Raw genomic sequence first — 18,555 nt, forward strand, 5'->3', positions numbered from 1 at the left:
AACTATTTCTTAGGCGGATATTCTTCCAACACTTTCAACAAAATTGTTCTAAAATACGCTTCTCGTTGTTGCGGTGTAGCTACTTCTCTATAATAACCTTCTGCGACTGCTTGCCAGAACAATTCGTCTTTCCGAACATCTACGAAATCGAAAATCAATTGCTGATTCAACTTAGAAGTACCAATTGGCAATCCAATAGAAATTCCGCCACCACCATTTCGTCCACCGCCGCCGACACCAACGCCAACTGCACTATTTTGATTATTTTCAAAGGCACTTGCCATGATATTAACATAAAAATCAGGCATTTCCTTCTTTACAAAACCGCGCGATTGTAAAATAGAATCTGTTTGTCTTATCAACCGTTTTGTATCCAATTCGCTCAAACCAGATTCAAATTCTGGATAAAAATTATACGATCTATACACTGAAAAATCTAACTTCTCATCATAATCATACATAACTTTTGGTGCGGAACATCCAACAATTAAAACCAACAAGCAAATCATTCCTAAATACTTCATAACGCTATCTTTTTGTTTGAAAACTCACCTACAAGATATCAAAAATTATTCCATAAAAAGCTGTATCTTTGTCGTAGATTTATTGAGTACCAAAAAAATCATAAAAACATGAAACTCGCATTATTAACAATTGGTTTATTATTAGTAGGTGTTGCAGGAATTGCAATTAAACTTTGGGCAAAAAAAGATGGAGAATTTGCAGGAACATGCGCAAGTCAAAACCCGATGTTAAATAAAAATGGAGATGCATGTGGTTTTTGTGGAAAAACTCCAGATCAATTTGATTCATGTGCTGAACCTCAACATCAGTAGGACTTCTCCCCTTTTATGACACCATTACTTTTGTACGTTTTTATAGCAATCGCGGCTATACAAGTCATTTATTTTATAGTTTTTAGTGTGTTCGCTTTCGCGAAGATTAAACGCAGTAAAGAACAATATGATATTCCAGTTTCTGTAATTATCTGTGCTAAAAATGAAGCTGAAAATTTGGAAAAACTCATTCCAGAATTATTACAACAATCGTACAAAAAATTTGAAATTGTATTGATAAATGATGCATCTTCTGATGAAACATTGGCTATTATGGAACGTTTTCAAAAAGAACATGACCATATCAAAATTGTAGATGTTGAAAACAACGAAGCCTTTTGGGGAAATAAAAAATATGCACTCACACTCGGAATAAAAGCCGCTACACACAACTATTTATTATTTACAGACGCTGATTGCAAACCTCTTTCCAAACATTGGATTACGGAAATGAGTCAACGTTTTTCAAGTTCAAAAAAGATTGTAATTGGCTATGGTGCTTACGCGAAAAAGAAATACTCGCTTCTAAATCTTTTAATCCGATTTGAAACAGTTATGGCGGCTGTTCAAGCATTTAGTTATGCAAAAATAGGCATTCCATATACGGCTGTCGGTAGAAATTTAGCGTATCACAGAGACGAATTTTATGGTGTAAGTGGTTTTGTAAATCATATGAAAATACGCTCTGGTGATGATGATTTATTTATCAAAGATGCCGCAACGCGTAAAAATACCGCAATTTGTTTCTCTAAAAACAGTTTTACCGTTTCACAAGCAAAAACAAGTTTCTTATCATGGTTTCGCCAAAAACGCAGACATGTAAGTACATCTTCGCATTACAAATTTATACACAAATTCTTATTAGGATTATTCTATACCTCACAACTATTCTTCTGGATTTTAGCCATTGTATTACTATGCACTTCCGTGTGGCAATATGCACTTTGTGTGTTAGCATTCAGAATCATAATTCAATACTTTGTATTGGGTTTCGCGACAAGCAAACTCAAAGAACAAGACGTTTTATATTTGCTACCGATTCTTGAAATCTTTTTAATTATCATACATTTTGGTATCTTTATCACTAATTTGACCTCAAAACCAACGCATTGGAAATAGCAGAAACGATTCTGAAAGCATACATTCAAAAAGCGAAACTAGGCAATCAAGTAGCTTTCAATTTTCTACTTAATTCGTTTTGGAATGATGTATTTGGATTTCAATTAAAGCGTGTTCGCAATGAAAATGACGCAGAAGATATTACCATTCAAACCTTTTCAAAAGCATTTGACAAAATCAATACGTATGATGAAAATTACAAGTTTAAAACGTGGTTGATTACGATTTCTAAAAATGTTCATATTGACTTTTTACGCAAGAAAAAAACGTTAATTGAAACTACGCCGGAACAAGAAGAAGAAGTCTACAGAATTATTGATGACGGACCAACGCCAGAAGATAAAATTATTACGGAACAAAACTTGGCAAAGCTTTTACGTGATATTAAAAAGCTAAAACCACATTACCAAGAAGTAATTAATTTACGGTATTTTCAAGAGTTGAGTTACAAAGAAATTTCGGAACAACTACAAGAACCGATGAACAACGTAAAAGTAAAATTATTACGTGCTAAAAAATTACTCGCAGAAATAATTCAGAAAAAATAATGAATTCATTTTTCAAAAAACTCGGTCCAGGATTATTATTTGCAGGCGCGGCAATTGGTGTTTCGCACTTGGTAAATTCTACAAAAGTTGGTGCCGAATTTGGCTTTGGATTGTTATGGGCATTGTTATTGGTAAATCTGTTTAAATATCCATTCTTTCAATTTGGACCACGATATGCCGCCGCAACAGGCGAAAGTTTACTTGATGGTTATAAAAAACTAAGCAAAGGTTTATTAGTTGCGTATTTCATTCTGTCATTTGCAACCATGTTTACCGTACAAACGGCAGTTACGATTGTTACAGCAGGCTTGGCTTCGCAACTATTTGGAATAGAATTATCTATGCCAATTTGGAGTACCATTATCACGTTAATTTGTTTAGGGATTTTAGTTTTAGGACGTTATAATGTATTAGACAAATTGATGAAAATCATCATTATTACACTAACGATAAGCACAGTTATTGCTGTAGGTTTTGCAATGTTTAACGGAAATGAAGCCTTAAGTGCTGGACAAATTTTCCCAACAGAAATTGGCGGAATCACGTTGTTAATTGTGTTTATGGGATGGATGCCTGCACCGCTTGATATTTCTATTTGGCATTCACTTTGGGCAATTGAAAAGAAAAACGAAACGGAAAGTTTCACTCCAAAAAATGCACTTTTTGATTTTAACTTTGGATACATTGTCACCATTATTCTCGGAATCTGTTTTATGGTGTTGGGCGCGTATGTAATGTTCAACTCTGGAACTGTGTTTTCTCCAAAAGGTGGCGTTTTCGCATCACAACTCATTGATTTATACACACAAAATTTAGGAACAGGAACGTATATTATTATTGCAATTGCAGCATTTACAACCATGTTTAGCACAACATTGACAACTTTAGATGCTTCTCCGAGAGCGATGGCTAAAGCAAGTCAATTACTCTTCGGGAAGTATATAAAACACAGTTATATCTTTTGGATGTTGATTTTAGTTTTCGGTACAATTATCATCATGACGCAATTCTTATCTGAAATGTCTTCTTTAATTCGAATTGCTACCGTATTATCGTTTATCACGGCACCTTTCTATGCGATTTCAAACTACATTCTTATAACTAGTAAACACACGCCGAAAGAATGGCAACCAAAAACTAACTTACGAATTTTAAGTTGGTTGGGAATATTATTCTTAACAGGATTTTCACTTTGGTATCTTTCTAGGTTTTAGGTTTTAGGTCTTGGGTCTTGACTCTTAAACCAACTTTTCATATAGAATTAATACTGAAAAATCTTAAAATTGAATAAAAACCAAGGAACGAATTGACTAACTACCAACAACCCTTTTTTTAAACAGATTCTTTGTATCTTTGCACTTCACATTTCAATGAATAGAATAGAAAAGTTGCTATGAGTATAGAAACAAAAGCAAGTGTACTACCACCTAAAGGAAAACCGAAATGGCTTCGTGTGAAGCTTCCGACAGGAAAGAAATATACCGAACTTCGTGGATTAGTTGATAAATATAAATTAAATACGATTTGTACTTCTGGAAGTTGTCCAAATATGGGCGAATGTTGGGGAGAAGGAACTGCAACCTTTATGATTTTAGGGAATGTGTGTACACGCTCATGCGGATTTTGTGGTGTAAAAACTGGACGACCAGAAACGGTTGCCTGGGATGAACCCGAAAAAGTAGCACGTTCTATAAAAATTATGCAAATAAAACACGCGGTGTTGACTTCGGTAGATCGTGATGATTTGAAAGATATGGGAAGTATCATTTGGGCAGAAACGGTAAAAGCGGTTCGCAGAATGAATCCTACCACAACATTAGAAACCTTAATTCCAGATTTTCAAGGTGTAGAACGTCACATTGATCGTATTGTAGAAGTTGCTCCAGAAGTAGTTTCGCATAATATGGAAACCGTTCGTCGTTTGACGCGTGAAGTACGTATACAAGCAAAATACGATCGTAGTTTAGGTGTGTTGAAGTATTTGAAAGATCAAGGCATTAATAGAACCAAATCGGGTATTATGTTAGGTTTGGGCGAACAAGAAGATGAAGTGATTCAAACACTCCACGATTTGAGTGAAGTAAATGTTGATGTGGTAACTATTGGACAGTATTTACAACCAAGTAAGAAGCATTTACCTGTACAGCAATTCATTACGCCAGATCAGTTTAATAAATACCGTGAAATTGGTTTAGAGTTAGGCTTCCGTCATGTTGAAAGTGGCGCGTTGGTACGTTCGTCGTATAAAGCACATAAACATATTCTTTAATTGACGTTTACGTCATGCTGAACTTGATTCAGCACCTCATCATATAATTTTAAAGGCTATTGGCTTCTTGCTTTTAGCTTTTTGCTTTTTTTCCGTCATTATGAGAAGCGGTAGCGACGAAGTAATCTGTTTCTAGGTTGGGTTTTGGGTTTTGGGTTTTGGGTTTTGGGTTTTAAACGTATCTTTTTACATGTAAAATTCAATATGTAACATTTAGAATTCCAAGAAACAGATTGCCGCGTCACTCCGTTCCTCGTAATAAAATTTCAACTATGCACAATGTAGACAGTTTTTAAGTAAAAGTATTTCTATAACATACTAACACATCTAAAAATCTAAAAAGTCCAATAATCTAAATACGCTTAACTTTCTTTCCTACAAATTTGTATCTTGTATTCGCACAGAAATATCAGAATACAAAAGCAAACATGAGCAAACCACAGGAGATTTTAGAGTTAGAGAAAGTATATGGGATTATGTTAAAGGAAACGAAAGATGAAAAAGATTTTATGTATTGGGAAAACACCAACTTATATCTTTTAAACGACGAACAGCAAATTGTGGGATTGAATCTTTCAAGTAATCAAATTCAAGAAATAAAAAATCTTAATACCCTTATAAATCTTCAAAAATTAAATATTTCAGGCAATCAAATTCAAGAAATGAAAAATCTTGATAACCTTATAAATCTTCAAGAATTATATATTCACAATAATCAAATTCAAGAAATCAAAAATCTTGATAACCTTATAAACCTACAAAAATTATATATTTACAATAATCAAATTCAAGAAATAAAAGATCTTGATAACCTTAAAAACCTTCAACAATTAGATATTTCATCTAATCAAATTTCGGAGATCAAAAACCTTGACAAACTAACATATCTTACTCTATTAAAATTATATAGTAATCAAATTTCGGAGATCAAAAACCTTGACAAACTCATAAACCTTCAACAATTAGATATTTCATCAAATCAAATTCAAGAAATCGATTTTTTAAAATCCATTCTCAAGCTTCCAGAGCTGTACTATTTGGAAGTTGACCATAATCCTTTTTTGGAAGCTGAGAACTTAATTTTAAAAAGTAATGAAAACCACTTAGACACTATTAAAAGTAGCTTGCAAAAGCTAGAAGAAACACAAATTTCTATACAATTGCCTGTAAAAGTCATGCTGTTGGGAAATCATGCGTCGGGTAAATCTACACTTTTAACATATTTACAAACGGAAAAATGCTCTAAAATAGATAAGACTAAGAATTCAAGTACACATGTATTATCGGTTCAACATTCAAAAGAAACTATTAATTATAAATTACCTAAAGCTATTTTTTATGATTTTGGCGGACAAGATTATTATCATGGTATTTACCGAGCGTTTTTTACCCAAGAAACCGTCAATTTATTGGTGTGGCATCCAAAAAGCAATCATAATGAATTGTTAGTAAAAGACAGTAATACATTCGCTACCCGAAATTATAGGCGCGACTATTGGTTGGCACAATTGCAATACGCGTTTGACAAAAAGAATACAGATAAAGAAAAAGTATATGATGAATCCTGTATTACTCATTCAAACCCGTGCTGATGAAGATGCTGCGAAAGAAAATTGGCAGGAAGCGTTTTTAAAACACAATATTGTGGATGAATTTCATATTTCACTCAATATAGATTTTGAGAGTATAAAAAATGAAGCCGCACTCCACTATTTGAACGCTGCTTTTTGGGATACTGTTAAGAAACAAACATCTACAAAAAAAGAACCCGAATGGTATCCTGAGTTTTTGAGTTATATCATAAATACAGAACACGAGAAACCCATTTCACTAGTTGAAATTGAGAAGCATTACCAACGAAAAAAAATAACATCTGACAAAAAGCGAACATATTTACAAGCAGACTTGGAGCAGTTGTCACGTAAAGGCTTGTTATTATATTATAAAGAAGATAAACTTTTAAATGATGTGGCTTGGCTAAATCCTGCGGCTACAGTTGAAGATATTCATAAAACTATTTTAGATAGAGGAAATATAAAAACCAAAGGAAGAATTTCTAAAGAAGCTTTTAAGAAGCGAAAAATTGATCCTAAAATAGAGCAGTTACTCATCAATGAAAAAGTATTATTTTTTGATAAAAGTAGTAAAGAATACATCATTCCTAACTATTTGCCATTGACCTCAGAAGATGATGAAATTTATGACTTGCTCAAATTTGATTTTAACAAACCCACTTTTGTCTTAAAGTTTGAACAGTTTATTCCGTTTGGATTGATCAATCAGTTAATTTGTCATTATGGGCAAAATCCTGAGAAAAAACATTATTGGCGAAATCAGTTGATTTTTACATACGAAAAAGAGTTTAAAGTTTGGATTCAATTGGATTTTTCAAAATTGACCATTTCGGTTTCTATAAAACCAAAAACAGCAAAAGATTCAAAGCTAAATGAAGTTATTCAACAACTTTTTAGAGAGATTTTGTTTTTGTATTGGGATGAAAGAATTCCTAATGTTAAAGAAGAAGATATTAAAAAAGATGTTGACCAAATGGTGAGTACAGAAAAATACGATACAAGAGAAATATTAGATCAATTTTATAAACAAGAATTTAAAAAGTTAACTAAACCCGATGATTTATACATTTCCACAGACAATGATTTTTTTGTGCATTATAATACTTTAAACAATCCAGAGAAAACACAAGAAAGCATCGTTTCGTATGCATTACCAAAAGATAAAAATAATCTCGATAGAAAGCAAGCACGAACGCAACGCAGTTACAAATACCGAAATTTTACTGATAATGAAAACATTAAAAAAATGAAAAAGATATTTATTTCGTATTCCAATGAAGATGTATATTATAAACGAGAGCTAGAAAAGTTCTTAAAACCGTTTCAAAAATTTCAATTGGCTAAATCTTGGAGTTGTGAAGAAATTGATCAAGGTTTGTGGGACGATCAAATTCAAGAAGAATTGGAAAGTTCGGATGTTGTCATTTTTATGATGTCCATGAGTTTTGCGGCTTCCGATTATATTTTAAAAGAAGAAGTGTATAAAACATTTGAACAAATGGCTAAGAATCCTGAGAAAAAGATTGTGTGTGTCTTGGTAAAACAGTTTCCATGGAGTTATTTTTCTTCATTAAAAGATATTTTCAATATTAAAGATGAAATTAGTGATGCAGATAAAGCAGGTTTCGTGCTAGCCAATTTGCCAAATTATCAGTTTCTACCGTATTATGATGAAAAAAATAAAGATGAAGCTAAAAACAAACGTTATTTGCTACCTATTCGAGAATGGGAATTTGAAGAACGCGCGTTTACACAGATTGTAGAGAAACTTGGAGAAATAGTGTAGGTTTCTATTATTTAAAATTCAACATATAGATTTTTAAGAAACAGGTTGCCAAGTCATTATATTCCTCACAATGACCGTTATATTTAAAACATTAATGGATTCCTGCCTACGCAGGAATGACAGTACGTTTTAGAACACTTCTCGATACTTCGACTCCACTCAGCATATATACTTCGCTTGGGCGAATCACTCGAAATGACGGTTTGTAATTTATCTACTATTTTGATTTTAAAAATAACAGATTGCTTCACTGTGTTTGCAATGACACTTTAAAGAGCAGCATCTTATTCACTGTTATGTGATTCTGAATTACACTTCGACTCTGCTCAGGATAAAAGTTCAGGATGACGTTTACTAAAGTCTAACAATCTTGACTCTTGACTCTATTTTCTTTATTCTCCTTTCTCAATACTCACATCTAACTACTCACTACTAAATAAGTGGAATTTCATTCGGTTCTATATAATTATTCTGAATCGCGTAAATAACCAACCCTGCAATGTTTCGCGCTTCGGTTTTAATGAAGAGATTGTTTTTATGTCCTTCCACAGTTCGTGGTGTTATGAAGAGCTTCTCTCCTATTTCTTTGGCCGTTTTTTGGAAACAGATGAGTTTTAAGACTTCTATTTCGCGTTCGGTGAGTTTGTTTTTCTCAATTAGGCTTGGCTTTGGACTTTTGTGTGATATTTGTTCGCGCAACGTTCCTAATTGATCGTCCATAAAGTAAAACCCTTTGTCATAGACTTCTCTTATTATTTCCAACAATTCTAAAGGCGAAATTCCTTTGGGTAAGAATGCCGAAACACCTGTTTTTAACATGAATCCCATAAAGGAACGTTTGTAGTGTGAAGTCATTAATATGACACGAATGCTTGGAGAATTTTTCTTTAAATACTCCGTTACTTCTACGCCATTGATTCCTTTCATGTTTAAATCTAGAATAATGATATCTGGCAATGCACTGTCTGTCGCTAATTTTTCTTTGAGCATTTCACCACTATCCGCTGTATAACAGACTTCTATTCCTTCTTGATTTCCTAAAAAGTCTTTTAGAAGTGATACTATTAATCCATCATCATCTACTAATGCGATTGTTATTTTTTCCATAATTCTTTTTAGTTTTTGAATAGTAGTATATTAAAAGTACCTTTCCCAAGTGTTGATTTCACTTTGTAATTTCCTTTGAGATATTGCACTCTAGTTTCAATATTTTTAGTTCCTAAACCTTTGCTTTTTTTTGTTGTATCGTAGCCTTTTCCATTGTCACAAATACTCAATGCCATGTAATTTTTTGTTTGTTTTAGGTGTAAATGCATTTGTGTTGCATTGGCATGCTTTACTATATTGGTGATAATTTCTTGAATGATTCGTGTAATTTGCACCTTAAAATCGTCCGTATCATTTGTTTCTTCTCTAATATCATACATCGTGTTGATGATGATATGTTGCTCCCAAGGATATAGTAATTCTTTGATGAGTTCGGGAAGCTTGGTAAATTCAATTAGTGGCGGACTTAGATCGTGTGATATTCTACGTGCAATGTTGATGCTTTCATGAAGTGCGTCAATCGTTTTTTGATCTTGCTGTTTTATTTCTTGCTCCATTTTTATGGCTGTCAACTTACCTATTAACCCATCATGAATGTCAGCCGCAATACGATGTCGCTCAATTTCTTGTGTTTTTATCGTAGTTTCAAGTAAGTTTTGTTGATATGCCAATTGTGTTTTTGCTTCTTTTTCTTTTGCTTTAAGTATCTTTTTAAAGATGGCACGCACTAAGAAAATGATCGCTGTTAACAGCACCACTAAAAATATTCCAACAATAATTATCCATAGAATTATCGTTTCGGGCTTTTGCCATGCTTCCATATAAAATAAGTTAAATACGAGTAAAATAATACCAATAAAAATACATGTGCAATTAAGACATACACTGCTAAATAGAAACCTCCGTTGATTAAAAAGTTAATCGGTAACAAAAATAAAAATTCCAACGCAAAAAAACATAAAACGATACTATTGAATGAAAAATAACGCGATTCTCCTTTGATTAATTTCATTTCCTCCTGAATTAATTCAAAGAAATAAATCAACGTCATAATCACAATCAATAAAGGTGTTAATGCTTTGGCATATGGCTGAAATAGTTCTACGTTATTTGCATTCAAATATATAGATTCAGTTAATGTATATAGTACGCCTACGGTTGTTAATATTCGTATTATTTTTTTCTTCTTACATAGCGTATCATATATTTTAAAGAAGATAAGAAGTTCTAACAAACTAAGCACTACATATAAAATAAGATTGTTATTTAAAAGATGCGCCAACACTCTGGAAGAGATATCGATTGCCAAACTTCCTATTAAAAAGTATAACAATAGCTTGGTGATCTTATCTAATTTTTGATAGTAAAATAAACCAACACTCGTACCAATAAACAATACGAGTGGTGATAGATAAGTTAATATTTCTGAAAGCGTACTTGAGTTCATTATGCGGTTCCTGATTGTAATAAAACTCCAAAGTTAGATTCATCTGTAGAGACATGTCCTTCCTGTCCAAATGGTGGAACAGGTCGTGCCATATCTGCAAATTGTGGTTCAAAAGAACTATCAGCTATCGCTCCTTCTACCTTAGTCAATTGAACTGTAGGATTTAAAAAAGCACCTGTAACTGTATTCTGAATCACTAAGTCCATTCTATATTTAGATGGAATTGTTGGATTTGAATTGGGTCTTAAGGCAAAATAACATTTATGCAACTCATTTACGATAAAATCAGCTGTATGAATAACCAAAACTTGCGGAATAAAAGTAATTTTACTGAGCCATTGATCACGCAAGTCATAATTACACCAGTTATCAATCCAAGTAATCAATATATTATTTTCTTGAGGTCTAACCGCTTGATTTTGTGAACTCAAAGGAATAGGATACAGTCCAGAAGTATAAATACTTTTATTAGTAGCAGTATCTAAACTATGCGGAATCACATAAAATTGAATTTTTTGAGAAAGATCCAACGTAACATATATATGTAATCGCTCAGCAGCTTTTAAAGTTGCATCTAAAGTTAATTCAAAATTATTTCCATTTTCTTGAAGTACTGGAATAATTCCTGCATTCACAGGTTCTTCTGTAAGCTTTTTCCAGTTTTCAATATTAGTCTTAAGGTAATTAACGTCTGCCATAATGTTTAAGGGTTTTAAATTGATTAATCTATTAATAAATATTCTTATTCTATTTGATTGTAAATGTAAAAAAAGCATCAAGAATTGCCATGCGTAATTTTACGCATTTCATAGGTACTGTAAGTTTTACACATGTAAAAATTTACCGTACGTAATTTTACCTATTTGCTAAATATCGTAAAAATTACATATAGGTTTTCTCAAATAAATATATAGTTTTACACAGTAATACAAAAAGAATATACTATTGTATGATTACTATTAACAAAAACCCCTAAAAGCCTGCTAAACAAGGTAGGAAAAGAATTTATTCACTCTAAAACTCAACATTATGACAAAAAAAATTACTTTTTTAACATTACTTTTAATGACCTATTTCGCTAATGCGAATAACACATGTGAAACATCATATGAAGATGACTTTTTCGCATTGCCAATATCAGGAAACCAAACTTCTGACTATTCATATGAGGACACTATTTTTAATGATATACAATACATAGCTAACGGAACGGTTATAGACGACATTTCGTATGATGGTTGGCGATTTAACAGCTATCAAAATGAAAGCGGAGTGTATCCTGCTGGCGAAGTTTTAACAAATGATATAAATTCAGGAATCAAACTATACACTTCTGATAGTTCGAATTTTAGTTTTGTAAGTATTGATTACTTAATTGACTTGCGCACAATTTCATCAGTTACCATTACTTTTTATGGTTTTAGAGATGGTGTACAATATAATGTTCAATCTTTTACTGTCCCAGATGATCAAATTGGAACTTTCACCCTCAATTGGCCTGCAGTAGATGAAATACGTGTGGCATCTCCAAGTATGTATATCTTTTTTGACAACTTTAGTATTGGTACAGCAGGAGTTTTATCTGTTGATGATGTTACCCAAAATTCAAAAGATGTGGCATTATTTCCAAATCCAACTAATGATTTTATTGAAATTTCAGGTATCGAAACAGAAGAAGACTATATTATTTACAATACGTTAGGTATGATTGTAAAACAAGGAATCGTAGCTGATCGTAAAAAAATAAATGTTACTGACTTAAAAAGTGCCGTTTATTTTTTAAAGATTGGTAATACAGACACGAAACGATTTGTAAAACAATAATCAACGCAAAATATCTTTTTATTACGGCGAGCGCAATCTTCTTAATTTTTGGAAGGTTGCGCTTTTTACATTGAGATTTTAAAGAATTTTAATCCCTAAAAAATCTAGCTACTCAATTCTCAATACTACTAACTATTTCAATCTAAAATCGTAATTTTGTTTTTCTTTTAAATACATCATACGCATGATTAGAGTTGCTATTAATGGTTTTGGTAGAATTGGTCGAAATTTTTTTCGACTACTCCTCAATCATCCTTCAATTGAAATTGTTGTTATTAATGATTTGGCAGACACACGCACGCTGAGTCATTTGCTAAAGTATGATAGTATTCACGGAGTTTTGCATAAAGATGTAAAACATACTGAAACTGAAATTATAGTTGATGAAAAAAAATATCCTGTCACCAATATTTCAGATATTGCCCAACTTAATTGGCAACCATACCACGTAGATTTTGTTGTAGAAGCTACCGGAAAGTTTAAAACGCAACCACATTTAGAACATCATATTACAAATGGGGCAAAAAAAGTAATTTTAGCGGTTCCGCCACAAGACGAAGAAATTAAAATGGTAGTTTTAGGTGTCAATGAGCATATTTTGGACGGTTCAGAAACTATTATTTCCAATGCTTCATGTACGACAAACAATGCCGCACCAATGATAAAAGTGATCAACGAACTGTGCGGAATTGATCAAGCGTATATTACTACAATTCATTCCTATACAACGGATCAAAGTTTACACGATCAGCCACATCGTGATTTACGCCGCGCACGTGGTGCAAGTCAAAGCATTGTTCCTACTACTACAGGAGCCGCCAAAGCATTGACAAAAATATTTCCTGAATTTTCAGATGTAATTGGTGGTTGTGGAATTCGTGTTCCGGTTCCTGATGGCTCATTGACAGATATCACGTTTAACGTGAAAAAGGAAACGTCAATTGCGGAAATTAATGCAGCTTTTAAAAAAGCGGCAGCAACAAATTTGAAAGGAATTTTATCGTACACGGAAGATCCAATCGTTTCTGTAGATGTTATTGACAATCCATATTCGTGCACATTTGATGCGCTAATGACTTCTGTAATAGGGAAAATGGTGAAAATTATCGGTTGGTATGATAATGAAATCGGGTATTCCCATAGATTAATTGATTTAATTCTATATATTTCAAATAAATAAGTATTTTTGAATAAATCATTACTTCATGGTGTTTAAAGTAAAACACATTATATATTTATTGTTTACTTTATTCTCTGTATTGTCCCAAGCACAGTCAAATGAAACAGTAAAGGACAGTATTGAGCGGTCTTTTGTGGACGTTTACGAATACAAGAAAAAAGCTAAAATGCATCTTGCCTATGAGAAATTAACTACCATTTTAGACCTTTCTGATAGTATTAATGACAAAAAAAGTAGAGCAAAAGCGTATATGCTTCGTGCCGAATTGGAGATTGAAGAAAACTACAAAAACTTCAACCCAGAAGATATTAAAGATATTTTACTCAGAGCGGCACAAATTCAAACTAGTATTGATGATTCACTTGGACTTGGTTACAATTATATTTTACAGGCGTTAACGGCTACCCGAAATACCTCGTATAGCATTGCCGACGAACATTTTAACAAAGCGGAAGCTATCTTTAGTAAATTTCAATCGAAAGATGATATCAACAAGTTAAAATATTATAAAGGTTTATTCTTTTTGAGTCAGGGAATTAACGGAAATGCTATTGAACGTTTTGAAAATTCGTTGCCAATTAACGATGTATATCAACCAAATTATCTTCGTGCCAAAGTTCATTTAAATCTAGCGAAAGCATACAAAAATATTAAGGAATATAAAGATGCAAAACTGAATGCAGAAGCCGCGTTACGAATTGCCACTTCCTATAATTTCCCTATTATAAAGCTTCAAAGTACGCGTATTATTTCAGATACATTTCATGGCATGGGCGATATGGAAAATGCGTATAATTTTCAGTCAAAATACCTAAAAATTAACGATTCTATCTACAATAATGCACGATTACAGCAAGAGATAACGGCAGATGCATATTTTGATAACGAATTTAAAACACGTTATATTGAAGAGTTAAAACGTGAAAACACAGAAGAATCTCAAAAAGGAAAACGAAATAAATTAACTTCAATTTTAAGTTCGGCATTACTGATTATTATTTCATTATTAACGATTTCATTGTATCGAAATAACCAAATTAAGGTAAAAACAAACAACTTATTATTAAAGAAAAACTCTGAATTGCAATTGGCAAAAGATAATGCCGAAAAAGCAATGAAAGCCAAAGCGCAATTTTTATCAACAGTAACACACGAACTCCGGACGCCTTTGTATGCCGTAACTGGTTTGACACATTTATTGTTAGAAGAAAACCCAAGCGAAAGCCAAAAAGAGCATTTAAAATCGTTGAAATTTTCGGGTGATTATCTATTGACGTTTATCAATGATATTCTTCAAGTTAATAAAATTGAAGCACGAAAGTTAGCAGTTGAAAAAGCACCTTTGCAACTTAAAAAAGTATTGAATGATGTTGTAAATTCGCTAACGCAAACTTCTAAAGAAAACAACAATAAAATCATTCTGAATATTGATAAAGGCATTCCTGAAAAATTGGTTGGTGATTATTTAAAAATGTCACAAGTTTTTATCAATTTAATTAGTAATGCATTAAAATTCACCAAAGATGGATTGGTTGAAATCATTGCTACTATTGAACAAGAAAGTGAAACACAACAAAACATTCAGTTTCAAATAAAAGATAATGGAATTGGTATTTCTGATGAAATGCAAGAAAATATTTTTGATAGTTTCTCACAAGGTTCGGTTCAGATTAATCGAAAATATGGTGGAACTGGTTTGGGATTAACCATTGTAAAAAGTTTGTTAGAATTGCTTGAAAGTGATATTCAGCTAGAAAGTAAGCTTGGAAAAGGTTCTAACTTTCGTTTTTCGTTGACTTTTGATAAAATTCCTATTGAAACCATTGAAGCAGAAGCTATTAACGAAGAGAAAACGGATCTTAAGAGTCGTAAATTTAAAGTATTGTTAGTTGAAGATAATAAAATCAACCAAGTAATTACCAAGAAAATTATTGCAAAGCAAAACATGACTTGTGATATTGCAGACGATGGTTATCAAGCAATTGATTACGCACGTAGCAATCGTTATGACTTCATCTTAATGGACATTCACATGCCAGGAATTAGCGGAATTGAAGCGACAAAAGAAATTAGAAAATTTGATGTTTCTACACCAATTATTGCTCTGACTGCAATTTCATTGGACGATAATAAAGATGATTTCTTAAAAGATGGTTTCAATGAAGTAATTTCAAAACCATTTGATCCTGAGATTTTCTACAAAAAGATTTCACATATTCTTTCTTAATTCAACAAGAAATAATTACTCAAAACCATTCATTAACAAATATTTAGTATTCTTAAAAGCTGTAATTTCAACTTTTGGCACACGCTTTGTGTTATACATTTTGAAAGCAAACAAAAGCTATCACGCTTTGTTTTCATTTCACATAAATTTTGGATTGGTTAGTTAAAGAATAAGGCGAGTTGGTTACTCGCCTTTCTTATTTTTGAGAATTTATACTATTTAACTGTGAGTTTGATAACTTTGTATGCATGCGCCTCTAAGTTTTTCTTAGCAACTTTAAGTTCTAAACTATCCATTGAAGCACTTGCTTTGATTGATGCCAAATCGATTAACCGTACCTTGGGCAACACAAAGTATAAAAACACGTATGAATACTTCTTCAAATATTGATTCTAGGAATAACTGTCGCGTTCTACTGATAGTAGAATGCCGAGGAAGTTCCTCATCAATATCATATCTTAAAAAATATAGAATATCTAAACCTAATAAGCTACAATTATCAATCACACTCAAAAAATGAAAAATTGGAATAACATTGGAAAAATAAAAAGTTTAGTGGTTATTATTTTTTGTTTTTTATCGTTATCACTTCTGAATTTTAATGGAGAAACGGAATCAAAAAATGATTTTCACATCGGAATTATTATTCTGACTTTTTGTTCTTTGTGTTATTTCTTCCCTTAATCACAAAATTTTGGAGTTTACTCGGATTTAAGTTTGAAAAACCGAATTGGAATGAAAACCCTATTGTTTTTAAATTCTCAAAAAGTTTGATTTTTTTTCAATTTATAGCTTTTGGTTTATAAGCTCAGGATTTGTAAATGTTTTAGTTGTCGGAGTCTTTAATCAGAGTTTTGACGGAGAAAGTGCGAATTTATTTGTTGCGAGAATTAGCCTTTTAATCGGAATAAAATTAAGCTTGAAATGGCTAAATAAAAGTGGAAGCGAAAAAAAAAACTATAGCCAACAATGTGAAAAATAATGCTATATTAGGTGCTTAATTAAAAGGTAGTTGCGTGTTTGCTACATCTGATTTTCCTTCAGAAAATCCTCGCACGCAAACCCGTTAGCAAACACTTTAACAGTAATGAATAAATTTTTATCAATTTCCTTAATTATTATAACATTTTTTAGCTGTAAAAACAACACTATTTCATATTTCGACCAAGAAACTCCTTCTACAATTCCTAAATTATTTGCACCATCAATTGTTAATACTAGCAATGTCGAACTTAATGTAGTTTTTAATTATGACAATACAGAAATGTTCTTTTCAAGAATTGTGGACAACAGCTTTGTTATTCATAATTCTGAATTAGTTAATGGCAAGTGGTCTGACATTAAACCCATTAAAATGTATGACGATACTATATTATTTTCAGTTGCTTGTGACCCTACAATTACTAAAGATGGAAAGACAATGTATTTTCTCGGTGTAGACCCTAAGCTTTATAAAAATGATGTTACCCGAGAAGAACTTTACACAATACCACCAGACATTTATAAGAGTAAAAAAGTGGACGGTAAATGGCAATTAGCCTCTAAAGTGGATTTTGGGGTTTCCTCTGAATATTTAGAAACTTATCCTGTTGTTACAGCGGATGGAAGTTTATATTTTCGCTCAAATAGACCAAGTGATGAAGGAGGAATGAATACATATCGTGCACAATATTTAGGAAATGAAAAATTTGAAACACCTGTTATCATAAACACTAAGACAGAGAAAAAGGAACTAATAACTTATGTTTCACCAGATGAGCGGTATGCCATTACTAATGGGCAAGGTAAATTTCAAATAACGTTTAATGATAATGGTGAGTGGACAAAACCGAAAGAAATACCATTAAAATATGAAAGCAACTGGCGTTATTATTGTCCGTATATGTCTTCTGACGGAAAATATTTTATCTACTCCAGAAAATATAATAATCCTGAAAAAAAAGGATGGGCAGGTGTTGAAAAAGGAGAAGTTTATTGGGTAAACGCTGATGTAATCTTCAATGCAATAATAGAATAAAACATTTACTAACACTGGTAACCTTTGCAGAACCCAATAGTTTCACATAAAACAATGCATTCTTAATGCTTTTAAGAGCATTTTTCTTACAATTCTTACTATAAAGTTCTAAAATGAACACCGCTTACAATCAAGATATCGTTATCTTCTAGTGATTTTATTTTAAAAATGACTAAGCCAAGTAGGCTTACTCCACTTTTTGACGTTTTTATGATGAATTTTAGGTATTTCTTTAAATTATAAGCAATAACAGCCATGTGCATCACTTTATTTGCTTGTTGAATTCCTAATGTATTTATTTTTCTGAGTCCCATATATTCCTTTAGTGTGCCAAAGACAGTTTGAAAAACACTACAGGACCCATACTTTTTTGTCAGCTAGTTTCACAACAATCTAAATCTAGTTTTTCTGATAAACAACGATAAAAATTCTCTTGGGAATGCGATCACTCAACCAAAAACTATGTAATAACTGCTCTTGATATATCTTCTTGCCTTGCAGTATTCAAGATAAGAAATTTATCAATATTTTAGATTTGTGCAACAAGCACACCGTATAAAATTAATTCCTTGGATCTAGACTACTTACGAAAATTCTCGTGGATTTTCTATTCGGTTTGTATTTGCTAAACTAGGTGTTTAAACAACGTAACTAACCTTATATAAACACATTGTACTTCAT

At 32.1% G+C, this 18,555-nt stretch carries 18 protein-coding genes; 11 read left to right on the forward strand and 7 right to left on the reverse strand.

Features of this window, described 5'->3' with window-relative positions:
- Window positions 1–2 precede the first annotated feature (2 nt).
- Window positions 3–524: a DUF4136 domain-containing protein gene (locus ACQ654_RS07810; protein WP_430409763.1), complete on the reverse strand. Its 522-nt coding sequence runs from the start codon at window positions 522–524 to the stop codon at window positions 3–5.
- A gap of 108 nt (window positions 525–632) precedes the next feature.
- On the opposite strand from ACQ654_RS07810, the gene ACQ654_RS07815 reads away from it, so the two are divergent.
- The 7 genes from ACQ654_RS07815 to ACQ654_RS07845 all read left to right on the forward strand — a co-directional run bounded on the left by ACQ654_RS07815 (window position 633) and on the right by ACQ654_RS07845 (window position 8,132).
- Window positions 633–836, forward strand: a complete 204-nt coding sequence (locus ACQ654_RS07815; RefSeq protein ID WP_430409764.1) for a membrane or secreted protein — start codon at window positions 633–635, stop codon at window positions 834–836.
- Between the two features lie 15 nt (window positions 837–851).
- The gene (locus ACQ654_RS07820) at window positions 852–1,955 is read left to right on the forward strand and encodes a glycosyltransferase (RefSeq protein ID WP_430409765.1); all 1,104 of its coding nucleotides are present in this window, start codon (window positions 852–854) and stop codon (window positions 1,953–1,955) included.
- Window positions 1,946–2,503, forward strand: a complete 558-nt coding sequence (locus ACQ654_RS07825) for an RNA polymerase sigma factor (protein ID WP_430409766.1) — start codon at window positions 1,946–1,948, stop codon at window positions 2,501–2,503. The genes ACQ654_RS07820 and ACQ654_RS07825 overlap by 10 nt, the downstream gene beginning before the upstream one ends.
- The gene (locus tag ACQ654_RS07830; protein WP_430409767.1) at window positions 2,503–3,717 is read left to right on the forward strand and encodes an NRAMP family divalent metal transporter; all 1,215 of its coding nucleotides are present in this window, start codon (window positions 2,503–2,505) and stop codon (window positions 3,715–3,717) included. The genes ACQ654_RS07825 and ACQ654_RS07830 overlap by 1 nt, the downstream gene beginning before the upstream one ends.
- A 179-nt stretch (window positions 3,718–3,896) precedes the next feature.
- Entirely contained in the window at window positions 3,897–4,772 is an 876-nt protein-coding gene (lipA, locus tag ACQ654_RS07835; protein ID WP_430409768.1) for a lipoyl synthase, read from the forward strand.
- Between the two features lie 428 nt (window positions 4,773–5,200).
- Window positions 5,201–6,364, forward strand: a complete 1,164-nt coding sequence (locus ACQ654_RS07840; protein WP_430409769.1) for a leucine-rich repeat domain-containing protein — start codon at window positions 5,201–5,203, stop codon at window positions 6,362–6,364.
- The gene (locus ACQ654_RS07845) at window positions 6,327–8,132 is read left to right on the forward strand and encodes a COR domain-containing protein (protein ID WP_430409770.1); all 1,806 of its coding nucleotides are present in this window, start codon (window positions 6,327–6,329) and stop codon (window positions 8,130–8,132) included. The genes ACQ654_RS07840 and ACQ654_RS07845 overlap by 38 nt, the downstream gene beginning before the upstream one ends.
- 432 nt (window positions 8,133–8,564) lie before the next feature.
- Here the strand turns inward: ACQ654_RS07845 and ACQ654_RS07850 are convergent, their stop codons facing one another.
- From ACQ654_RS07850 to ACQ654_RS07865, 4 genes are read right to left on the reverse strand one after another with little or no spacing between them, the layout of a single operon-like run.
- Window positions 8,565–9,239: a response regulator gene (locus ACQ654_RS07850; RefSeq protein ID WP_430409771.1), complete on the reverse strand. Its 675-nt coding sequence runs from the start codon at window positions 9,237–9,239 to the stop codon at window positions 8,565–8,567.
- 8 nt (window positions 9,240–9,247) lie between these two features.
- Complete coding sequence (locus tag ACQ654_RS07855) at window positions 9,248–10,000, reverse strand: sensor histidine kinase (protein WP_430409773.1); 753 nt, start codon at window positions 9,998–10,000, stop codon at window positions 9,248–9,250.
- Window positions 9,970–10,626, reverse strand: a complete 657-nt coding sequence (locus ACQ654_RS07860) for a hypothetical protein (RefSeq protein WP_430409774.1) — start codon at window positions 10,624–10,626, stop codon at window positions 9,970–9,972. The genes ACQ654_RS07855 and ACQ654_RS07860 overlap by 31 nt, the downstream gene beginning before the upstream one ends.
- The gene (locus tag ACQ654_RS07865; RefSeq protein ID WP_430409775.1) at window positions 10,626–11,324 is read right to left on the reverse strand and encodes a hypothetical protein; all 699 of its coding nucleotides are present in this window, start codon (window positions 11,322–11,324) and stop codon (window positions 10,626–10,628) included. Before ACQ654_RS07865 ends, ACQ654_RS07860 begins: the two co-directional genes overlap by 1 nt.
- Before the next feature lie 331 nt (window positions 11,325–11,655).
- On the opposite strand from ACQ654_RS07865, the gene ACQ654_RS07870 reads away from it, so the two are divergent.
- From ACQ654_RS07870 to ACQ654_RS07880, 3 genes are all read left to right on the forward strand, one after another.
- Complete coding sequence (locus ACQ654_RS07870) at window positions 11,656–12,450, forward strand: T9SS type A sorting domain-containing protein (protein ID WP_430409776.1); 795 nt, start codon at window positions 11,656–11,658, stop codon at window positions 12,448–12,450.
- Between the two features lie 184 nt (window positions 12,451–12,634).
- Entirely contained in the window at window positions 12,635–13,630 is a 996-nt protein-coding gene (gene gap, locus ACQ654_RS07875; protein ID WP_430409777.1) for a type I glyceraldehyde-3-phosphate dehydrogenase, read from the forward strand.
- 25 nt (window positions 13,631–13,655) lie between these two features.
- Entirely contained in the window at window positions 13,656–15,857 is a 2,202-nt protein-coding gene (locus ACQ654_RS07880; RefSeq protein WP_430409778.1) for a response regulator, read from the forward strand.
- Window positions 15,858–16,145: 288 nt separating this feature from the next.
- On the opposite strand, the gene ACQ654_RS07885 is transcribed toward ACQ654_RS07880, so the two are convergent.
- Window positions 16,146–16,364, reverse strand: coding sequence for a transposase (locus tag ACQ654_RS07885; RefSeq protein ID WP_430413010.1), 219 nt, complete (start codon window positions 16,362–16,364; stop codon window positions 16,146–16,148).
- A 580-nt stretch (window positions 16,365–16,944) separates the two neighbouring features.
- Here ACQ654_RS07885 and ACQ654_RS07890 point away from each other — a divergent pair.
- Window positions 16,945–17,874 carry a hypothetical protein gene (locus ACQ654_RS07890; RefSeq protein ID WP_430409779.1) on the forward strand — a complete coding sequence of 310 codons (930 nt, stop codon included), beginning with the start codon at window positions 16,945–16,947 and terminating at the stop codon, window positions 17,872–17,874.
- Window positions 17,875–17,972: 98 nt separating this feature from the next.
- Here ACQ654_RS07890 and ACQ654_RS07895 read toward each other — a convergent pair whose 3' ends face one another.
- Window positions 17,973–18,251 (reverse strand): transposase, encoded by a 279-nt coding sequence (locus ACQ654_RS07895; RefSeq protein ID WP_430413011.1) that lies wholly within the window; start codon window positions 18,249–18,251, stop codon window positions 17,973–17,975.
- Window positions 18,252–18,555 lie beyond the last annotated feature (304 nt).

Origin of the sequence: Kordia sp., from assembly GCF_965283645.1 — a bacterium.
Taxonomy (GTDB): domain Bacteria; phylum Bacteroidota; class Bacteroidia; order Flavobacteriales; family Flavobacteriaceae; genus Kordia.